Annotated in this window: 16 protein-coding genes; 10 read left to right on the top strand and 6 right to left on the bottom strand. The window is 68.0% G+C overall.

Features of this window, described 5'->3' with window-relative positions; all coding sequences use genetic code 11:
- Window positions 1-17 precede the first annotated feature (17 nt).
- Window positions 18-383 (top strand): SPW repeat protein, encoded by a 366-nt coding sequence (locus tag ACEN9N_RS04860; protein ID WP_007833805.1) that lies wholly within the window; start codon window positions 18-20, stop codon window positions 381-383.
- 100 nt (window positions 384-483) lie between these two features.
- Here the strand turns inward: ACEN9N_RS04860 and ACEN9N_RS04855 are convergent, their stop codons facing one another.
- The 4 genes from ACEN9N_RS04855 to ACEN9N_RS04840 form a co-directional block, all read right to left on the bottom strand.
- Window positions 484-1,965, bottom strand: coding sequence for an efflux transporter outer membrane subunit (locus tag ACEN9N_RS04855; RefSeq protein ID WP_495655467.1), 1,482 nt, complete (start codon window positions 1,963-1,965; stop codon window positions 484-486).
- Between the two features lie 13 nt (window positions 1,966-1,978).
- Complete coding sequence (locus ACEN9N_RS04850) at window positions 1,979-5,251, bottom strand: efflux RND transporter permease subunit (RefSeq protein WP_495655466.1); 3,273 nt, start codon at window positions 5,249-5,251, stop codon at window positions 1,979-1,981.
- 76 nt (window positions 5,252-5,327) lie between these two features.
- Window positions 5,328-8,525, bottom strand: a complete 3,198-nt coding sequence (locus ACEN9N_RS04845; RefSeq protein WP_495655465.1) for an efflux RND transporter permease subunit — start codon at window positions 8,523-8,525, stop codon at window positions 5,328-5,330.
- Window positions 8,526-8,559: 34 nt separating this feature from the next.
- Window positions 8,560-10,179, bottom strand: coding sequence for an efflux RND transporter periplasmic adaptor subunit (locus tag ACEN9N_RS04840; protein WP_495655464.1), 1,620 nt, complete (start codon window positions 10,177-10,179; stop codon window positions 8,560-8,562).
- A gap of 258 nt (window positions 10,180-10,437) precedes the next feature.
- Here ACEN9N_RS04840 and ACEN9N_RS04835 point away from each other — a divergent pair, with 258 nt between their 5' ends.
- The 5 genes from ACEN9N_RS04835 to ACEN9N_RS04815 are packed head-to-tail and all read left to right on the top strand — an operon-like array spanning window position 10,438 to window position 14,163.
- Window positions 10,438-10,959: a DUF6622 family protein gene (locus ACEN9N_RS04835; RefSeq protein WP_413316356.1), complete on the top strand. Its 522-nt coding sequence runs from the start codon at window positions 10,438-10,440 to the stop codon at window positions 10,957-10,959.
- A 35-nt stretch (window positions 10,960-10,994) separates the two neighbouring features.
- Complete coding sequence (locus ACEN9N_RS04830) at window positions 10,995-11,948, top strand: sterol desaturase family protein (protein WP_007833817.1); 954 nt, start codon at window positions 10,995-10,997, stop codon at window positions 11,946-11,948.
- On the top strand, window positions 11,945-12,238 hold the full coding sequence (locus ACEN9N_RS04825; protein WP_007833819.1) for a 2TM domain-containing protein: 294 nt from the start codon (window positions 11,945-11,947) through the stop codon (window positions 12,236-12,238). The genes ACEN9N_RS04830 and ACEN9N_RS04825 overlap by 4 nt, the downstream gene beginning before the upstream one ends.
- Before the next feature lie 53 nt (window positions 12,239-12,291).
- Window positions 12,292-13,305, top strand: coding sequence for a sensor histidine kinase (locus ACEN9N_RS04820; RefSeq protein WP_495655463.1), 1,014 nt, complete (start codon window positions 12,292-12,294; stop codon window positions 13,303-13,305).
- 27 nt (window positions 13,306-13,332) lie between these two features.
- Window positions 13,333-14,163: a LytR/AlgR family response regulator transcription factor gene (locus ACEN9N_RS04815; protein ID WP_413316348.1), complete on the top strand. Its 831-nt coding sequence runs from the start codon at window positions 13,333-13,335 to the stop codon at window positions 14,161-14,163.
- 78 nt (window positions 14,164-14,241) lie between these two features.
- Here ACEN9N_RS04815 and ACEN9N_RS04810 read toward each other — a convergent pair whose 3' ends face one another.
- Window positions 14,242-14,583 carry a hypothetical protein gene (locus ACEN9N_RS04810; protein ID WP_007833825.1) on the bottom strand — a complete coding sequence of 114 codons (342 nt, stop codon included), beginning with the start codon at window positions 14,581-14,583 and terminating at the stop codon, window positions 14,242-14,244.
- Between the two features lie 149 nt (window positions 14,584-14,732).
- Between ACEN9N_RS04810 and ACEN9N_RS04805 the strand changes: the two genes are divergently transcribed.
- On the top strand, window positions 14,733-16,547 hold the full coding sequence (locus ACEN9N_RS04805) for a glutamine--tRNA ligase/YqeY domain fusion protein (RefSeq protein ID WP_495655462.1): 1,815 nt from the start codon (window positions 14,733-14,735) through the stop codon (window positions 16,545-16,547).
- 11 nt (window positions 16,548-16,558) lie between these two features.
- Here ACEN9N_RS04805 and ACEN9N_RS04800 read toward each other — a convergent pair whose 3' ends face one another.
- The gene (locus tag ACEN9N_RS04800; protein ID WP_007833827.1) at window positions 16,559-16,861 is read right to left on the bottom strand and encodes a hypothetical protein; all 303 of its coding nucleotides are present in this window, start codon (window positions 16,859-16,861) and stop codon (window positions 16,559-16,561) included.
- Between the two features lie 86 nt (window positions 16,862-16,947).
- Between ACEN9N_RS04800 and ACEN9N_RS04795 the strand changes: the two genes are divergently transcribed.
- The 3 genes from ACEN9N_RS04795 to ACEN9N_RS04785 are packed head-to-tail and all read left to right on the top strand — an operon-like array spanning window position 16,948 to window position 18,731.
- On the top strand, window positions 16,948-17,496 hold the full coding sequence (locus ACEN9N_RS04795) for a pseudouridine synthase (protein WP_495655461.1): 549 nt from the start codon (window positions 16,948-16,950) through the stop codon (window positions 17,494-17,496).
- Window positions 17,497-17,533: 37 nt separating this feature from the next.
- Window positions 17,534-18,439 (top strand): peptidoglycan DD-metalloendopeptidase family protein, encoded by a 906-nt coding sequence (locus tag ACEN9N_RS04790; protein WP_495655460.1) that lies wholly within the window; start codon window positions 17,534-17,536, stop codon window positions 18,437-18,439.
- Complete coding sequence (locus ACEN9N_RS04785; protein WP_495655459.1) at window positions 18,429-18,731, top strand: nucleotidyltransferase family protein; 303 nt, start codon at window positions 18,429-18,431, stop codon at window positions 18,729-18,731. Before ACEN9N_RS04790 ends, ACEN9N_RS04785 begins: the two co-directional genes overlap by 11 nt.
- Window positions 18,732-18,743: the final 12 nt, after the last annotated feature.

Here is an 18,743-nt window from a genome sequence, read left to right as displayed (position 1 = left end):
GACAGGAGGTAATGACCATGAAGCAAGTGAAGCATTGGCAAGACCCTGTCAACGCCGTCGCCGGCGCCTGGCTGATCGTCTCGCCCTGGGTTCTGGGCTTTTCGGGCACGACGGCCGCCATGTGGACGATGGTTGCGACCGGCATCCTGCTCGGCGCGGTGGCGCTCGGTGCGACCTTCGTGCCCCGGCAGTGGGAAGAATGGACCGAGGTGGGCCTGGCAGCCTGGCTCGCGGTTTCGCCCTGGGTGCTCGGTTTCCGCGGCATCGAGATGGCCATGGTCAACGCGGTGCTCGTGGCCGCGGTGATCCTGGTGCTGGCGCTGTGGGTGCTGGTGACCGACAAGGACTACCTGGGCCACACCATCGACCGTACGGCGCATTGACCGCCCGGACGTCGTGACATTGCAATCAGGCCCGGCGAAGCGCCTGCGCTGACCCTCGGGCTTGCGGATGGGCCTCGCGCCCATCCCCGGCATCGCCGCCCTACTGCGTGCGGGAAGCGGCGGGGTGCGGTGCTGCCGCATCCGCCTTGGCGTTGCCCTCCATCCACCCGGCCTGCCATCCGCCACCCATCGCCTGGATCAGCGCGACGGCGGTGTTCTGGCGATTGACCTGCAGTTGCACCAGCGTGCGCCGCGCGCTGAGCGCGGCAGCCTGTGCCGTGACCACGTCGGTGTAGCTCACCTGTGCGGCGCGGTAGCGGTTGAGCAGCTGCTGCTCGGTCTTGTCGGCCGCCGCGGATGCCTCGCGGCGCAGGCCCTCTTGCTGCGCGAGCGTTGCGCTGGCGGTGAGCTGGTCTTCCACGGCCTGGAAGGCGGTGAGCACTGTCTGGCGGTAGCGCGCCACGCTGGACTCGTAGCCGGCCTTGGCGGAATCGACATTGGCCGCAATCGCGCCCGCGTCGAATATCACCTGTGCCACCGACAGCCCGAGCCCCCACAGTGTGTTGGCCGAGCCGAACAGATCCTTCACGCGGCTTGCGTTGCTGCCCACCGAGGCCGTGAGGCCGATGTTCGGGAAGTACGCCGCGCGCGCAATGCCGATCTGCGCATTGGCCGCCGCCACCGAGCGCTCGGCCGCCGCGATGTCGGGCCGGCGCTGCAGCAGCGTGGAAGGCACGCCGAGCGGCACACCGGGCACCATGGGCGTCCATTGCGCGGCCGGCAGGCTGAAGTCGGCGGGCGCCACGCCCAGCAGCATCGCAATGGCGTGCTCGTAGGTGGAGCGCGTGCGCTGCAGGCCCACGCGCTCGGCCTTGGCGTTGACGAGCTGCGTCTGCGCCTGCAGCACATCGGTCTGCGCGGCGATGCCGGCCGCATAGCGGTTGCTCGTGATCTCGAAGGCGCGCTGATAGCCCTGGATGGTCTCGTCGAGCAGCACGATCTCGGCATCGGCCTCGCGCAGGGAAAAGTAGTTGGTCGCGAGGCTGCCAATGGCCGAGAGCCGCGCGGCCGCAAGATCGGCCTCGCTCGCCTGCGCGTTGGCCTGCGCGCTGCTCACGGCTTCGCGCAGGCGGCCCCACACATCGGGCGTCCAGCTCGCGCCGAGCGTGGCCGAGAAAGTGTTCGCCGGGCTCGACGTGCTGCTGCCGCCCACGGTGCCGGAGCGCTTGCCCGAACCGTCGAGCGACACCGACGGGAACAGTGCCGCCCGCTCGCCGCGCACCAGCGCCTGGGCCTGCGTGTAGTTGGCCACCGCCGCGGCGATGTTCTGGTTCGACACCTGCACGCGGCCAGCCAGTTCGTCGAGCGCGGGGTCAGCGAACAGCTTCCACCACTCGCCGCGGTCGAGCGCATCGGCCGGCGCGGCGGGCAGCCAGCCTTCGGCGGCTTTCTGCTCTTTCCAGTCGATGGACGCGGCGGTGGTGGGCTGCACGTAGCGCGGGCCGACGGCGCAGCCGGCGAGGGCCGCGGCGAGCGCGAGCGCCGAGAGCGAAAAGCGCGAAGTGGAAAGCAGTGCGTTCATGGCGGTGTTGTTCTCAGACGGGCGTGGCACGGCTCAATTCGTGTTCATGTTTGCTTCGGCGGCGCAGCTTGTCCAGCAACAGGTAGACCACTGGCGTCGTCAACAGGGTCAACAGCTGGCTCGCGATCAGCCCGCCGATGATGGCCACGCCCAGCGGCCGGCGCAGCTCGGCGCCCTCCCCGAAGCCGATGGCCAGCGGCAGCGCACCCAACGCGGCTGCCAGCGTGGTCATCAGGATCGGTCGGAAGCGCAGCAGGCAGGCCTCGCGGACCGCCTCGAGCGGCGTGAGCCCGCGCGAGCGCTCCGCCTCCAGCGCAAAGTCGATGATCAGGATGGCGTTCTTCTTCACGATGCCGATCAGCAGGAACACGCCGATCAGCGCAATGATCGAGAACTCCATGCGGAACATCAGCAGCGCCAGCACCGCGCCCACGCCGGCCGACGGCAGCGTCGACAGCACGGTGATCGGATGCACCAGGCTTTCATAGAGGATGCCCAGCACGATGTAGATCACGACCAGCGCCGCCAGGATCAGCATCAACTGCTGCCCCTGCGACTGCTGCGCACTGGCTGCCGTGCCGGCGAACGCGCCGCGCACGTTGGTGGGCATGGCGATGTTGGCCTCGGCCTTGGCGATGGCCTCGCGCGCGTCGCCGAGGTTCGCGCCCTCGGCAAGGTTGAACGAGATCGTGGTCGCCAACTCGCCGTCTTCATGGCTTACCGAGGTTGCGACGGATTGCTCCTCGAACTTCGCCACCGCCGACAGCGGCACCAGGGCGGTGGGCGTGTTGCTGAGCACGTTGCCGGTCGACGCGCCGCGCAGGCCCGCGTTGGCCGAGACCGGCACCGTCGCGCTCGCGGCCGTGGCCGATGCCGCCGAACTGCCGGAGGACGACGTGGTGCCCGTCGCCGCCGCCACCTGCGTGGTCACCGTCTGCCCGCCGATCACCGAGGTCTTGGTCGCCGGCACGTACACATCGCTCAGCGAATTGGGGCTGCGCGTGTAGCGCGGCGCCCACTCCATCACCACGTGGTACTGGTTGAGCTCGGTGTAGATGGTTGCCACCTGCCGCTGGCCGAAGGCGTTGTAGAGCGCGTTGTCGATGGCGGTGGAAGTCAGGCCGAGCCGGCGCGCGCTGTCCGGGTCGACCTTGGCCACCGTCTCCACGCCGTTCTGGTCCTGGTCGGTGTCGATGTCGGTCAGCACCGGCTGCAGCTTCAGTTCGTCGGACAGCTTGACGGCCCAGGTGCGCAGGTCGGCCAGGCTGTCGCTCTTGAGCGAGTACTGGTAGGTGGAATTGCTGGCGCGGCCGCCCGAGCGCACGTCCTGCACGGGGCCGAGGAAAACGCGCAGGCCGGTCACCTCGTTGAGCTGCGGCCGCAGCCGCGCGATCACGGCCAGGCCGCTTTCCGTGCGCTGGTTGGCCGGCTTCAGGTTGACGAACATGAAGCCGCCACCCGCACGCGATCCGCCGGTGAAGCCGATCACCGTGTCAACCGCGGGGTCCTTGCGGACGATATCGATCACTTGCCGCAGCTTGTCGGCCAGCGCCTGCGACGAAATGCTCTGGTCGGCGCGCAACCCGCCGTTGAGCTGGCCGCTGTCCTGCTGCGGAAAGAAACCCTTGGGCGCGGCGCTGAAGAGGTAGACGTTGAGCCCGACTACTGCCACCAGAATGAGCATGACGAGCGCCTTGCTGTCGAGCGCCCAGTCGAGGCTGTTCTCGTAGCGCTTGAGCACCCAGTCGTAGCTGCGCGCCGCCATGCGGCCGAGGCGTCCCTGCGGCTTGTTCTTGTCGTGCTCGCCGCCGGGCTTCAGGAGCCATGCGCACATCATCGGCGTGGTGGTGAGCGAGATGATCAGCGAGATCATTACCGCCGCCGACAGCGTGATCGCGAACTCGCGGAACAGCCGCCCCACCTGCCCGCCCATGAACAGCAGCGGAATGAACACCGCCACCAGCGACACGCTGATCGACAGCACGGTGAAGCCCACTTCCTTCGCGCCCAGCAGCGCCGCCTTCATGCGCGTCATGCCCGACTCGATGTGCCGGCTGGTGTTCTCGAGCACGACGATGGCGTCGTCCACCACGAAGCCCGTCGCCACCGTGAGCGCCATCAGGCTCAGGTTGTTGAGGCTGAAGCCCAGCAGGTACATCACCCCGAAGGTGCCGAGCAGGGCCGCCACCGTGGCCACCGCCGGCACGATGGTGGCGCGACCGCTGCGCAGGAACAGGCTGACCACCAGCACCACGAGCAGCACCGCGGCGATCAGAGTGAACTCGACCTCGCGCAACGAGGCGCGGATGGAGTTGGTGCTGTCCGACGCGACCTGCAGCGTGACGTCGGGCGGCAGTTGCGCCTGCAGTTCGGGCAGCAGCGCGCGCACGCTGTCGACGGTTTCGATGATGTTGGCCGAGGGCTGCCGCGTGATGAGGATGACGATCGCCGGCTGGCCATTGAAGAGGCCCAGCGTGCGCGTGTCTTCCACGCCGTCGAGCACCTCCGCCACGTCCTGCAGCCGCACCGCCGCGCCGTTTCGCCAGGCCACCACCATCGAGGCGTAGTCGCTGGCGCGCAGGGCCGGCGTCTGCGTGTAGATCTGGAGCTTGCGGCCTTCGCCCTGCACGATGCCCTTGGGGCGGTTGGCGTTGGAGGCCTGGATGGCGGCACGCACGTCTTCGGTGCTGATGCCGTAGCGGTTGAGCGCGAAAGGCAGCAGTTCCACGCGCACCGCGGGAAGCGAGCCGCCGCCGATCTCCACGTCGCCCACCCCATCCACCTGCGACAGTCGCTGGCTCACGATGTTCGAGACGGCGTCGTAGATCTGGCCCGGGGTCTTGGTCTTGGACGTGAGGGCCAGGATGATGACCGGCGAGGCCGCCGGGTTGGCCTTGCGGTAGGTCGGGTTGCTGCGCAGCGTGGCGGGAAGGTCCACGCGGCTGGCGTTGATGGCGGCCTGCACTTCGCGGGCCGCGCCGTCGATGTTGCGGCTCAGGTCGAACTGCAGGGTGACTCTTGAGGAGCCTACCGAGCTGGTGGACGTCATTTCGTTGACGCCTGCGATGGTGCCCAGGTGGCGCTCCAGCGGGGTTGCCACGCTGGTTGCCATCGTCTCGGGGCTTGCTCCCGGGATGGATGCTCTTACCGAGATGACCGGGTAGTCGACCTGGGGTAGCGGTGAGACGGGGAGGACGAAGAACGCGGCGATGCCTGCGAGGGCGACGCCGATGGTCAGCAGGACTGTGCCTATGGGGCGGCGGACGAAGGGCAGCGAGAGATTCATCGCTGTGCCCCCTGCTCGGGGCGCCGGCCGGGCCTCGGCCCCGGAAAGCAAACCAGGCACCAGGAGTCAGACAGCATCAAACCGCCTCCTCCTCGATCACGACCCGTCGAGAGCTCCCCCCACCCAGCCGGTCAAACGCCAGGTAGATCACAGGCGTAGTGAACAGCGTCAGCAACTGGCTGACGATCAGCCCGCCGAAGATCGCCAAGCCCAGAGGCCTGCGCAACTCGGCGCCTTCCCCAAAACTCAACATCAAAGGAATGGCAGCAAACAAGGCGGCCAGCGTCGTCATCAAGATGGGCCGGAAGCGCAGCAAGGCAGCCTGATGAATGGCTTCGCGCGCAGACTTGCCCTGGGTACGCTCCGCATCGATAGCGAAGTCGATCATCATGATCGCGTTCTTCTTCACGATGCCGATCAGCAGGATGATCCCGATGATCCCGATCACCCCCAGGTCGTTGCCCGTGATCATCAACGCGAGCAACGCACCGACCCCGGCAGAAGGCAGCGTGGACAGGATCGTCAGCGGATGCACGTAGCTCTCGTACAGCACCCCCAGCACGATGTACACGCAGACCACGGCGGCAAGAATCAGCCACAGCTGGTTCGACAGCGACCTCTCGTAGGCCCCTGAAGCGCCCAGGAAAGTCATCGTCACGCTGCCCGGCAGCCCGATCTCCTTGGCCGCCGCGCGAATCGCATCGACCGAAGCGCCAAGCGAAACCCCAGGTGCGGTATCGAAGTTCAGCGTGCTCGCCGGGTACTGCGCCACGTGCGTGATCTGCAGCGGTGCCTGCTGCTCGGTGATGTCGGCAATGGCGGACAGCGGCGTCGCAGTGCCGGAGCCCGCGATCAGGCTCAGCTGCCCGAGCGTCTGCGGCGTGTTCACCATCCCGGGCTGCGCCTCGAGGATCACGCGGTACTGGTTCGTCTCGGTGAAGATCGTCGACACGATGCGCTGGCCGAAGGCGCTGTAGAGCGCATCGTCCACCGTGCTCGCGGTGATCGACAGCCGGGCCGCCGTATCGCGGTTCACGTTCACGAAGGCGGCCAGCCCTTGCGCCCCGGCATCGCTGCTCACGTTGCGCACCTTGTCGGAGTCCTGCAGCTTCGCCACGAGCTTCTTCATCCACCCGGTGATCGTCGCGCTGTCCACGCCTTCGAGCGAGACGCGGTATTCGGTCGGCCCGGTCTCGGCGTCGATGGTCAGGTCTTGCGTGGGCTGCAGGTACAGCGTGACGCCGGCCACCTGCCGCGCGCGTTCGCGCAGCCGGTCCATCACCTTCTGCTGGCTGTCGTGGCCGGACTTCAGGTTGATGAGCATGCTGCCCGTGTGCAGCATGGTGTTGTTGGCGGCGTCCACGCCGACAAAGGAGCTGAGGTTCTCCACGTCGGGGTCGTCCAGAATCGCGCGGGCCGCCTGCTGCTGCAGCTGCGACATGCGGTCGAACGACACGTCCTGCGCCGCCTGGATGCGGCCCTGCAGCTGGCCGGTGTCCTGCGTGGGGAACAGGCCCTTCGGGATCGTGAGGTACAGCACCACGGTCAGCACCATGGTGAGCAAGGCGACCAGCAGCGTGAGCGGCTGGTGATCGATCACCCAATGCAGCGAACGGTCGTAGCGCAGCATCACGCCTTCGAAGAAACGCTGGGCACGCGCGCCGAAGCCCGTGCCGCCTTCTTTCTTCGGCTGGTGCTTGAGCCAGCGCGCCGACATCATCGGCACGAGCGTGAGCGAGACCACGGCCGAGATCAGGATGGTGATGGCCAGCGTCACCGCGAACTCGCGAAACAGCCGCCCCACCACGTCGCCCATGAAGAGCAGCGGGATCAGCACGGCAATAAGCGACACCGTCAGCGAGATGATGGTGAAGCCGATCTGCGTCGCGCCCTTGAAGGCCGCCTGCAGGGGCTTCTCGCCCTCCTCGATGTAGCGCGCGATGTTCTCGATCATCACGATCGCGTCGTCCACCACGAAGCCGGTGGCGATGGTCAGCGCCATCAGGCTCAGGTTGTTCAGGCTGTAGCCCAGCATGTACATCAGGCCGAAGGTGCCGATGAGCGAGATGGGCACCGCGACACTGGCAATGACGGTGGCGCGCAGGCTGCCGAGAAAGGCGAAGATCACCAGCACCACCAGCACCACGGCCAGCACCAGTTCCATCTCCACGTGCTGCACCGAAGCGCGGATGCCCGCGGTGCGGTCGCTGAGCACTTCGATCTTCAGGCCCGCGGGAAAGCCGGCCTGCAGCTCGGGCAGCAGCTTCTTGATGGCGTTGACGGTGGCGATCACGTTCGCGCCCGGCTGGCGCTGCACGTTCAGGATGATGGCCGGCGTGAGCTTGCCCTCACCGGCCTCGGCGGTCCCGGGCTGGCGCCGGGCCGTCCCAAGGCAGTCGCCCCCCTTGGGGGGAGGTTGCGAAGCAACTTCGGGGGGGCACTTTGTCCCGGCCCATGCGCCGAGCTGCGTGTTCTCGGCGCTGTTGACCACCTGCGCCACGTCGACCATGCGGATCGGCGCGCCCTTCTTGTAGCTGACGATGAGGTTCTTGTAGTCCTCGACCGTGAGCAGCTGGTCGTTCGAGTTGATGGTGTAGGCGCGCTTGGGGCCGTCGAAGCTGCCCTTGGCGCCGTTCGAGTTGGCCGCGCTGATGGCGGTACGCAGCGTGTCCAGCCCGATGCCGTTGGCGGCGAGGGCCTGCGTGTTGGCCTGGATGCGCACGGCCGGGCGCTGCCCGCCGCTGAGCGACACCAGCCCGACGCCCGAGACCTGGCTGATCTTCTGTGCGAGCCGCGTGTTGACGAGGTTCTGCACCTCGGTGAGCGGCAGCGTGTCGGACGTGACGGCCAGCGTGAGCACCGGCGCATCGGCCGGATTGACCTTGGCATACACCGGCGGCGCGGGCAGGTCGGCCGGCAGCAGCGAGCCGCCGGCATTGATGGCGGCCTGCACTTCCTGCTCGGCGACGTCGAGCGTCTGGCCGAGCGAGAACTGCAGCGTGATGATCGACACACCCGCGGCGCTGGTCGAGCTCATGCGGTCGAGCCCCGACATCTGGCCGAACTGGCGCTCCAGCGGCGCGGTGACGGTGTTGCTCATCACCTCGGGGCTGCCCCCGGGGTAAAGCGTCTGCACCTGGATGGTCGGGTAGTCGACCTGCGGCAAGGCCGACAGCGGCAGGAAGCGGAACGCCACCAGGCCGGCCAGCACGATGGCGACCATCAGCAGCGAGGTCGCCACCGGCCGGAGAATGAACGGGCGTGAGGGGCTCACCGGGAGGTCTCCGCGCTGCAGCGGCTATTGCCTGTCATGGGCCGCGCCTGCCCTGTCCGCCCTCGCCGCGGCCTTCGGACATGCGCTGCCAGCGCTCCAGCGCCGCCGGGTCGCCGCGGTCCAGCGCCTCGAGGAAGCGCTTGCGGCGCTCCAGCTGTTCCGGGTTGTCCTTGGCCGAATCGAGCATGCGCTGGCGCTGCTCGGCGGTCGGGAGCTTGGCGGGAGGCGCGGATTCCGCCGCGGGGGCGGCGGGGGCAGCAGGGGTAGCGGGAACCGCTGCGGCCGGGCCCGATGCGGCACCCTTCGGCATCGCCGCGCCGCCGCCGCCGGCACCACCCTGGCGGCGCCCGCCACGAGCCGTGCCGCCCGCGGGCGCCGATGCCGCGCCGGCCGGGCGCTCGGCCTGGGTCTGCACCCGCGCGCCATCCTTCAGCCGGTCGCCGCCTTCGGTCACGACCTGTTCGCCGGCCTTCAGGCCCGACATGACCGCCACGTTGTCCACGCTCGATTCACCGCGCGTCACCGGCCGCTGCGACACCGTGCTGTCGTCGTTCAGCACATACACATAGTCGCCGTTGGGGCCGTGGCGCAGCGCCGTGACCGGCACCACCACCGCGCTGCTCACGGTGCGCAGCAGCAGCCGCAGGTTGACGAACTGGTTCGGGAACAGCGCATCGTCGGCATTGGAGAAACGGGCCTTGGCCTTGACGGTGCCGGTCGCGGTGTCGACCAGGTTGTCGAGGGTGGCAAAGGTACCGTTCGCGAGCCGGCGCGTGCGCGTGCGGTCGAAGGCGGTGGCGTCGAGCTTGGCGCCCTGCGCGAGGCGCTCCTGCACTTCGGGCACGCGGTCTTGCGGAATGGCGAACTCGACGTCGATGGGTGCGATCTGCGTGATGGTCGCCACGCCGTTGGTACTGCCGGTCGAGATGTAGTTGCCCGCGTCCACCGGCCGCAGGCCGATGCGCCCGCTCGCCGGCGCGGTGATGCGGCTCCAGGCAAGGTTGAGCTTGGCCGTGTTCTCGTTGGCGCGGTCGATGGCCACAGTGCCTTCGAGCTGCTTGACCAGCGCGGCCTGCGTGTCCACGTCCTGCCGGGCGATGGAGTCCTGCCCCAGCAGAGTCTGGTAGCGCTGCAGCGTGACGCGCGCCGCCGCCAGCTGCGCCTCGTCGCGCTGGCGCGCCCCGGAGGCCTGCGCCAGCGCGTTCTGGAACGGCTGCGGATCGATGGTGGCGAGCACGTCGCCCTTCTTGACCATCTGCCCTTCCTGGAAGAGCACGGCAGTGAGCACGCCCGACACCTGCGGCTGGACGATCACGTTGGCCAGCGGCGTGACGGTGCCCAGCGCTTCGAGTTGCACGGGGATGTCGGCCTGCCTGGCCGTGGCGACGCCCACCGTGCTGGAGGCCCCGCCACCGCCGCCGCGCCCACCCGGGCCGCCCGGACCACCGGGCCCGCCCTGCCGGCCGGCACCGGGGCCGCCACCGGGACCGGGAACGGGCGTCTTCGACCGCTGGATCAGATACCAGGCGCCCCAGCCCAATGCCACGAGCAGCAGCAACGTCAGCAGCCCGCCGACCCAGCGGCGCCTGCGCACCGTCGGATGTGTGGGCGAGACGGTGGGAGGCAGGGGCTCGGGCGGTTTTTCTTGTTCCATGGACGGTGCGTGCAGGAAATGCAGGGCAGGAGTGCGGACCAGCGTAGTACAGCGCGGAATGGTAGTCCGGCTGTTTGCTATGCCGTAAAGCGACGGTAAAGCTGCCCGCCGACATCCGCGATCAAGCGCAATTCACGCCTTCGGGCCGCAGTTCGCGCCGCCCGCATGCATTTCGTCGCACGCCCGTGGCAGGAATGGGCGAGCGTCGGCACAGTCCGCTGCATCGATTCGACCTTCCACTTTCAACGGAGCGCAACCATGCTGATGCAAATCATCCTTCACACGCCCAAGTGGGTCTTCGCCGTGTTCTTCCTGCTGCTGTGGCTCGGCGCCAGGCAGCTGCTCGCCAACAACGTGAGCCTGACGCGCGTCACGCTGATGCCCGTGGCGATGGGCGCGCTGTCGGTCTATGGCGTGGTTTCCGTCTTCGGCGATTCCTTCGGCGCCCTGCTCGGCTGGGCCGCCGCGGCGGTGGCGATGATGGCGCTGGTGCTGCAGCGCCCGCTGCCCGCCACCACCCGCTACGACGCGGCAGCGCGCCGCTTCCACGTGGCCGGCAGCCCGGTGCCGCTGATGCTCATGATGGGCATCTTCCTGACCAAGTACGTGGTGGGCGCAGCGCTGGCCATGCACCCCGAACTGCGCCAGCAGGCGGCCTTCGGCCTCGTGATCCCGGTGCTGTACGGTGCCTTCAGCGGTGTCTTCGCGGCCCGTGCGGTGCGCCTGTGGAAGCTGGCCATCCGTACTGACGCCATGACGGCCACGGTCGGCGCCGCCTAAGATCCCGAGCCGCAGCCCCCCAGGAAATCACCGCCATGAACGTACTCCTGCTGATCCTCAAGATCTCCGTCACGGTGGTGCTCGCCGCCTCCATCGCCGAGGCGCTCGTGCTGTCCTGGCGCAACGGCTGGCGCAGCTACGACTGGAAGGCGTCCGGCATCTCGGTGGTCGACTTCCTGGTGCGCGAATACCCAATGCGCTGGCTGCTGCCGCTGGCCTTCTGGAGCGGCGCGATGGACTGGTTCTACGCCCACCGCCTCTTCACCCTGCCGATGGACCACTGGACCGGCTGGGCCGCCTGCTTCATCGGCCAGGAGTTCTGCTACTACTGGTACCACCGCGCGGCGCACCGGGTGCGCTGGTTCTGGTGCACCCACGCCATCCACCATTCGCCGAACCAGCTGAACCTGTCGGCCGCCTACCGCTTCGGCTGGACCGGCCGCCTCACCGGCACCCTGGCGTTCTTCATGCTGGCGCCGCTGCTGGGCATGCCGCCGCGGGTGATCCTGCTGATGCTCACGCTGAACCTGCTGTACCAGTTCTGGATCCACGCGACCTGGATCCCGCGCCTCGGGCCGCTCGAATGGGTGCTGAACACCCCCTCGGCCCACCGCGTGCACCACGCCTCCAACCTGGAATACCTGGACGGCAACTACGGCGGCGTGCTGATCGTGTTCGACCGCCTGTTCGGCACCTACATTCCCGAGCGCGCCGACATCCCCTGCCGCTACGGGCTGGTGAACCCGGTCACCTCGTACAACCTTTTCGAGATCGAGTTCATGCACTGGCGCGCGCTGTTCCGCGACCTGGCCTCGGCCCGCTCGGTGCGCGCCTTCGTCGGCTACCTCGTGAAGCCGCCGGGCTGGAAGCCCGACGGGCCGGGCGAGACGACCGAGGAGCTGCGGGAGCGCGCGGCCTTGCAGGCGACATCGCCGCCATCGCTGGCCGCCTCAGATTTCATTCCTGTCCAATACAAGGAGTTGTCATGAACCACATTGCATCGAACCCCACCCGCTCCGACGTCGAGCGCCTCGCCCGCCGCCGCGCCGGCGCCAAGATGGGCTGGTACATCCACGCTTTTGTCTACGTGCTGGTCAACCTCGGCCTCGTTGCGCTCTCGGCTGCCCATGGCCGCAACTGGGCGATGTACCCGCTCATGGGCTGGGGCCTGGGCCTGCTGATCCATGGCGCCGTGGTCTGGTTCGTGGCCGGCGGCGGCTTCTACGACAGGCTCGTGGAGCGCGAACGCCGCGCACTGGGTGCCGGGGACCGCGGGTGAATCCAGGCCTGCCTGCTGCAAACAACAGGTTCACGCCCGAGAACCTGAGGAGCATGCTGCGGCATGGCCTGATCACCGCCGTCTTCTGCTGCCTCATCGCCACCGCGATGACCCTCACCGGCGGTGGCAACTGGGCCGGCCACCTGGTCTATTCGCTGGCGATCGGCACCGTGAGCTGGCTGTTCATCGACTTCGGCCGGCTGCTGATCAGCGGACACCGCGAAACCCTCTGGCCAGGATGGCCGGCGGGTTTTCTCCTGATCGCGATGGGCATGGTCGTCGGCTTCTTCGTCGGCAACCTCATCGGTGACGCCTGGTTCGGCGCGCCCCGATTCGACTTCCTCGAACTCAAGGGCCACAAGCTGGCCACTGCCGCCACGATCACCATCATGGCGACGGTCGGCATGTGCTTCTTCTTCTACAGCCTCGGCAGAAGCAAGCACATGCAAGGCCAGATCGAGCTGGCACAGCGCAATGCCACGGAGGCACGGCTCAAGCTGCTCGAGACGCAGCTCGAGCCGCACATGCTGTTCAACACGCTGGCCAACCTGCGCGTGCTGATCACCGTCGACCCGCCGCGCGCCGTGGCCATGCTCGACCGGCTCAACAGCTACCTGCGCATGACCTTGAGCGGCTCGCGCGCGCTGTCGCATCCGTTGTCGGCCGAGTTCGAGCGGCTGGGCGACTACCTGGAACTGATGTCGGTGCGCATGGGCGAACGCCTGCGCTACACGCTCGACCTGCCGGACGACCTGCGCGACGCGCCCGTGCCGCCGATGCTGCTGCAGCCGCTGGTGGAAAACAGCATCCGCCACGGACTGGAGCCGAAGGTGGACGGCGGCGAGATCGTCGTGCGAGCCCGCAGGCAGGCCGGGCTGCTGGTGGTCGAGGTGAGCGACACCGGCGTGGGCCTCGATGCCGCACCGCCTTCTGAAGGCAGCGGCTTCGGGCTCGAGCAGGTGCGCGAGCGGCTGGCCACGGTATACGGCGCCCAGGGCCGCATGAGCCTCTCGCCCTCGCCCGCCGGCGGCACCTGCGCCACGCTGAGCTTCCCCACGCCGGTCTGAACAACCTCACCCCACAACAACAACCAGATGACCCCGACCGCCCTCATTGCCGAAGACGAACCCCTGCTCGCTCAGGCCCTCAAGGCCGAGCTGGCCGCCGCATGGCCCGAACTGCAGATCGTCGCCACGGCAGGCGACGGCCGCAGCGCCGTGCGCGAGGCGCTGCGCCTGCTGCCGCAGGTGCTGTTCTTCGACATCCGCATGCCCGGCCTCGACGGCCTGGGCGCCGCCGCCGAACTGGCCGACAGCTGGCCCATCGACGAGGCGCCGATGCCCCAGCTGGTGTTCGTGACGGCCTACGACGAATACGCCACCCGCGCCTTCGAGGCCCAGGCCCTCGACTACGTGCTCAAGCCCGTGCAGCCCGGGCGCCTGCGCAAGACCGTAGGCCGGCTGCAGCAGGCACTGTCCGCACGGCAACCTGCGCCCACATCCGCCGTGGCCGACGAAGCGCTCGAACGAACGCTCGCCCAGTGGCGCCAGGTGCTGACGGCCGCTGGAGCCGGCGCGGCAGCAGCGGCCACCGCCCCGCTGCGCTTGATCGCCGCCAGCGACGCCGGTGGCAGCACCGTGCGCATGGTGCCCATCGACGAAGTGCTGTACTTCGAAGCCGCCGACAAATACCTGCGCGTGCTGACCGCCTCGCACGAATACCTGATCCGCACGCCGCTCAAGCAATTGCTGACCCAGCTCGACGCCGACACTTTCTGGCAGGTGCATAGGGCGGTGGTGGTGCGCAGTTCGGCCATCGAATCGGTGCACCGCGACGAGGCCGGCAAGCTGCACCTGATGCTGCGTGGCAGGGCCGAGAAGATCCCGGTCAGCCGCCTGTACGCCCATCTTTTTCGCGCCATGTGAAATCGGCTGGCGCGCCCAAAGAAAAAGCCGGCCCTTCGGGGGCCGGCTTTTTCATTCAGTCACGAATGGCGTTGCAATTTAGCGCCAGTGGCCATGGCCGCGGTAGTAGCCTCGACCATAGTAGCGCGGGCCGTAGTAGGCCGGCGGGCCGTAGTAGACAGGGGCCGGACGGTAGTACACGGGCGGCGGGTTGTAGTAGACCGGGGCCGGGGGTGCGTAGTACACGGGTGCCGGCGGCGCATAGACCGGCGCCGGATAGTAGGCCGGAGCGCCCACGCCCACTGCCACGCCGGGAAGGCCGACACCGACCGACCAGCTCACGTCGCTACGGGCACTGGCTGAAGTGGCTGCAAACAATGCACCGGCTGCCACCACGCCTGCGGTGGCCCATTTGAAGAAAGTTGAACGTGTGAGGCTCATGATCCTGGACTCCTTGTTTCGGTGGGCTGCGTTCGGATCTGAACCGCCCATGGATGTATTGAACGCGGCAAATGCAAAGGGGGTGCACCGGGCATTGTGAAGAACGTTGCCAAAGGTAACCTATAAGGGGTGCCCTCTAGAATGAGGCAATGACCTCCCCGACCGACAAAAACGGCGCCAAAACGACCGCTGCACCAAGCAATTTCCTGCGCCACGTGATCGAGAACGATCTCGCACAGGGTGCTTATTCTGGCCGCAAATGGGGCGGATCGCCCGGCAACGCCACCCACCACGCCCAGGGCATGGCCGACCCGGCCAGGGTGCGCATGCGCTTTCCGCCCGAGCCCAACGGCTACCTGCACATCGGCCATGCCAAGAGCATCTGGCTCAACTTCGAGTTGGCCAAGGAATACGGCGGCGTGAGCCACCTGCGCTTCGACGACACCAACCCCGAGAAAGAAGACCAGGAATACGTCGACTCGATCCGCGACGCGGTGAAGTGGCTCGGCTACGAAACCTATCTGGCCGACCGCCCCAGCGCCCCCGGCACGCTGCAGCCGCACGAGTATTTCGCGAGCAACTACTTCGACTTCATGTACGAGGCCGCCGAATACCTGATCGGCGCCGGCCTCGCCTACGTCGACGAACAGACCGCCGAAGAGGTGCGCGCGAACCGCGGCGACTTCAACACGCCCGGCACCGACAGCCCCTTCCGCACCCGCACGCCCGAGGAAAACCTCGCGCGCTTTCGCGCCATGCGCGACGGCCAGGTCGCCGATGGCGCCGCCATCCTGCGCGCGAAGATCGACATGGCCAGCACCAACATCAACATGCGCGACCCCGCGCTGTACCGCGTGCGCCGGGCCACCCACCACAACACCGGCGACAAGTGGTGCATCTATCCGATGTACACCTACGCGCACCCCATCGAGGACGCGCTGGAACAGATCACCCACAGCATCTGCACGCTGGAGTTCGAAGACCAGCGTCCCTTCTACGACTGGCTGCTCGATCGCCTCGCCGAAGGCGGCCTCGTCGCCAGCCCGCACCCGCGCCAGTATGAATTCGCCCGCCTCAACGTGACCCACGTGCTCACCAGCAAGCGCAAGTTGCGCCAGCTGGTCGAAGAGAAATACGTCGACGGCTGGGACGATCCGCGCATGCCCACCATCGCCGGCCTGCGCCGCCGCGGCTACACGCCCGAGGCGCTGCGGCTGTTCTGCGAACGCAGCGGCACGACCAAGTCGGGCGGCTGGATCGATTACGCCAGCCTCGAGGCCGCGCTGCGCGACACCTTGGACCCGATCGCCCCGCGCGCGATGGCCGTGCTCGACCCGGTCAGGCTCGTCATCACCAACTGGGGCGAACTGATGGGCGGCGACGGCACGCTCGACGACTGCTCGGCGCCGGTTCACCCCCATCACCCGGAAATGGGCCATCGCGAGTTCAAGCTCGGCCGCGAGGTATGGATCGAACGCACCGACTACGAAGAAGTGCAACCCAAGGGCTTCTTCCGCCTGTTCCCGGGCAACAAGGTGCGGCTCAAGTACGGCCACGTCATCGAATGCACCGGCGGCACCAAGGATGCGAGCGGCAAGCTCGTCGAAGTGCAGGCCACGCTGGTTCCGGACACCAAGAGCGGTACGCCCGGCGCGGATGCGATCAAGGTAAAGGGCAACATCACCTGGGTGGCGGCCGCGGATGCGGTGCAGGCCGAGGTGCGGCTGTACGAGCGGCTGTTTGCCGCGGCCCATCCGGGCAGCGGCGAACTGCTGGAGGAACTGAACAAGGCGAGCCTGGAGGTGTGCTCGGCGTTCGTCGAGCCTTCGCTGGCCAAGGCCGAAGCGGGTGTCGGCATTCAGTTCGAGCGGCATGGGTACTTCGTGCTCGACGCGAAGGCCAGCGCGGACGGCAAGCCCGTGTTCAACCGCGCGGCGGGGATGCGGGACAGCTGGGGCAAGTAAGCCCTGCGCCGCTATTCGGGCCGCTTGTAGACCACGCCCAGCACCGCACTGTTCTCGTCGGTGGTGCAAACGGCGGACCGTCCCTGCGGCCCGACCTTCAGGTTGATCGTGTAGACGCCGTCGCGCGGCGTCGTGCCGCTGTCCACCACGATGCTGCCCGGGGGCACACGCAGTTCGCGCGCGGCCGCAGCGACGCAGTTCTTGACGCTCGCCTCGGGCGCGCCGCCGACGCGCAAGGATGAGCTGCTGCAGGCGGCCATCGAAAGGCCTGCCGCCGCCACGCACGCGAGATGGATGTGGCTTCGCATCGTCATGCCGGGTTCTCCTGTGTGATGAGCCGATTGGAATCTCCAAGGCGGCCCGAATGCTGCAGGACAGACCCGGGCTATCCTGTGCGCTCATGACTTTTCCGAGCTCTTCCCGCCTGATCCGCTTCAACAAACCTTACGGCGTCCTCAGCCAGTTCACGCCAGAGGGCCGCTGGCGCGGCCTGAAAGACTTCATCGACATCCCCGGCGTCTCCGGCGCCGGCCGGCTCGATGCCGACAGCGAGGGCCTGCTGCTGCTCACCGACGACGGCAAGCTCCAGGCACACATCGCCGATCCGCGCTTCAAGATGGAGAAGATCTACTGGGTGCAGGTGGAAGGCGAGCCGACCGAAGCGGCGCTCACCGCCCTGCGCTCGGGCGTGCAGCTCAACGACGGCCCCACGCGCCCCGCGCGTGCCCGGCTGCTCGATCCGCCGCCCGAGGTGTGGGAGCGGCAACCGCCCATCCGCGAGCGCAAGAGCATTCCCACCGCGTGGATCGAACTGGCGATCCGCGAGGGCCGCAACCGCCAGGTGCGGCGCATGACGGCGGCCGTGGGGCTCCCGACGCTGCGGCTGATCCGCGCTGCCATCGGGCCCCACACGCTCGAAGGCCTCGCGCCCGGAACCTGGCGCGGATAGCGCCCTCCATCCAACGCATTCCCAACCTTCTCTTCACATGAAGCAAACGCCCTTTTCCTTCCCCGCCCCTCCCGCCCTCAATCGCCGCAGCGCCGTGCTCGGCACCATCGGCCTCATCGCCACGATGCACGCCGACGCCGCGACCAAGTCGGCGGCAAAGAAGCAGCCAGCCGCAGCACCCGGCGTATGGCCGCGCGCCTCGCAGGTGCCCGGTGGCATCGCCCGCCTGTCGCTGGGCCCGTCGGCCAAGCGGCCGCAGGCCTTCGCGGGCGACATCCCCCTGCTCGTGGTGGGCGACACCATCGAATGGACTGCGATCGTCGGCATCCCCCTCGCGACCGAACCCGGCGAGGCGAGCATCACCGTGCGCGCCGAAGGCAAGCCCGAGCGCCAGATCGCCTACACCGTGGCCCCGAAGCAGTACCGCGAACAGCGCCTCACCGTGGCCCCGCGCACCGTCGACCTGTCGCCCGAGGACGAGGCGCGCTACGTCAAGGAACGCGACCACCTCACCGGCGTGATGGCCACCCTCACCGACATGCGCCCCGACACCGTTCTGCAGATGCGCGTGCCCGTCCCCGGCCGCCGCTCCAGTTCCTTCGGCCTGCGCCGCGTGTTCAACGGCCAGTCGCGCAATCCGCACAGCGGCATGGACATCGCGGCCGGCACCGGCACGCCGGTGCTCGCGCCCCTGCCCGGCAAGGTGATCGACACGGGAGACTATTTCTTCAACGGCGGCACCGTCTGGCTCGACCACGGCGGCGGCCTGCTGACCATGTACTGCCACCTGAGCCGCGTCGACGTGAAGGTCGGCGACGTGATGAAGACCGGCGAACCATTGGCCGCCGTCGGAGCGACTGGTCGCGTGACGGGGCCGCATCTGCACTGGTCGGTGATGCTGAACCGGGCGATGGTGGACCCGGCGTTGTTCATTGCGGTTTGAGATCGAACGAGCAGCCGCGCCACACTCCAACATCGCGCCGGTTCGCGAGATTGCACTGAGTCACCACGTCAATGGCGTGTGGGTGTTCGGCTCTGCATCGCGCGGCGAGGACGGGCCTGACAGCGACCTCGATCTGCTGGTCGAACCCACCGCGCAAGCCACCCTCATGGACATTGGAGCGATCAGGTTCGAATTGAAGAGCCTGCTTGGCTTGGAGGTTGACGTGCTGACGCCCAACGGTTTGCCTCCGAAGTTTCGAGATCAAGTACTACGCGAGGCTGTGCCGGTATGACCGGAAAACGCA

This window comes from Variovorax sp. Varisp46, from assembly GCF_059491885.1.
This window is presented reverse-complemented; position numbering and strand designations above follow the sequence as displayed.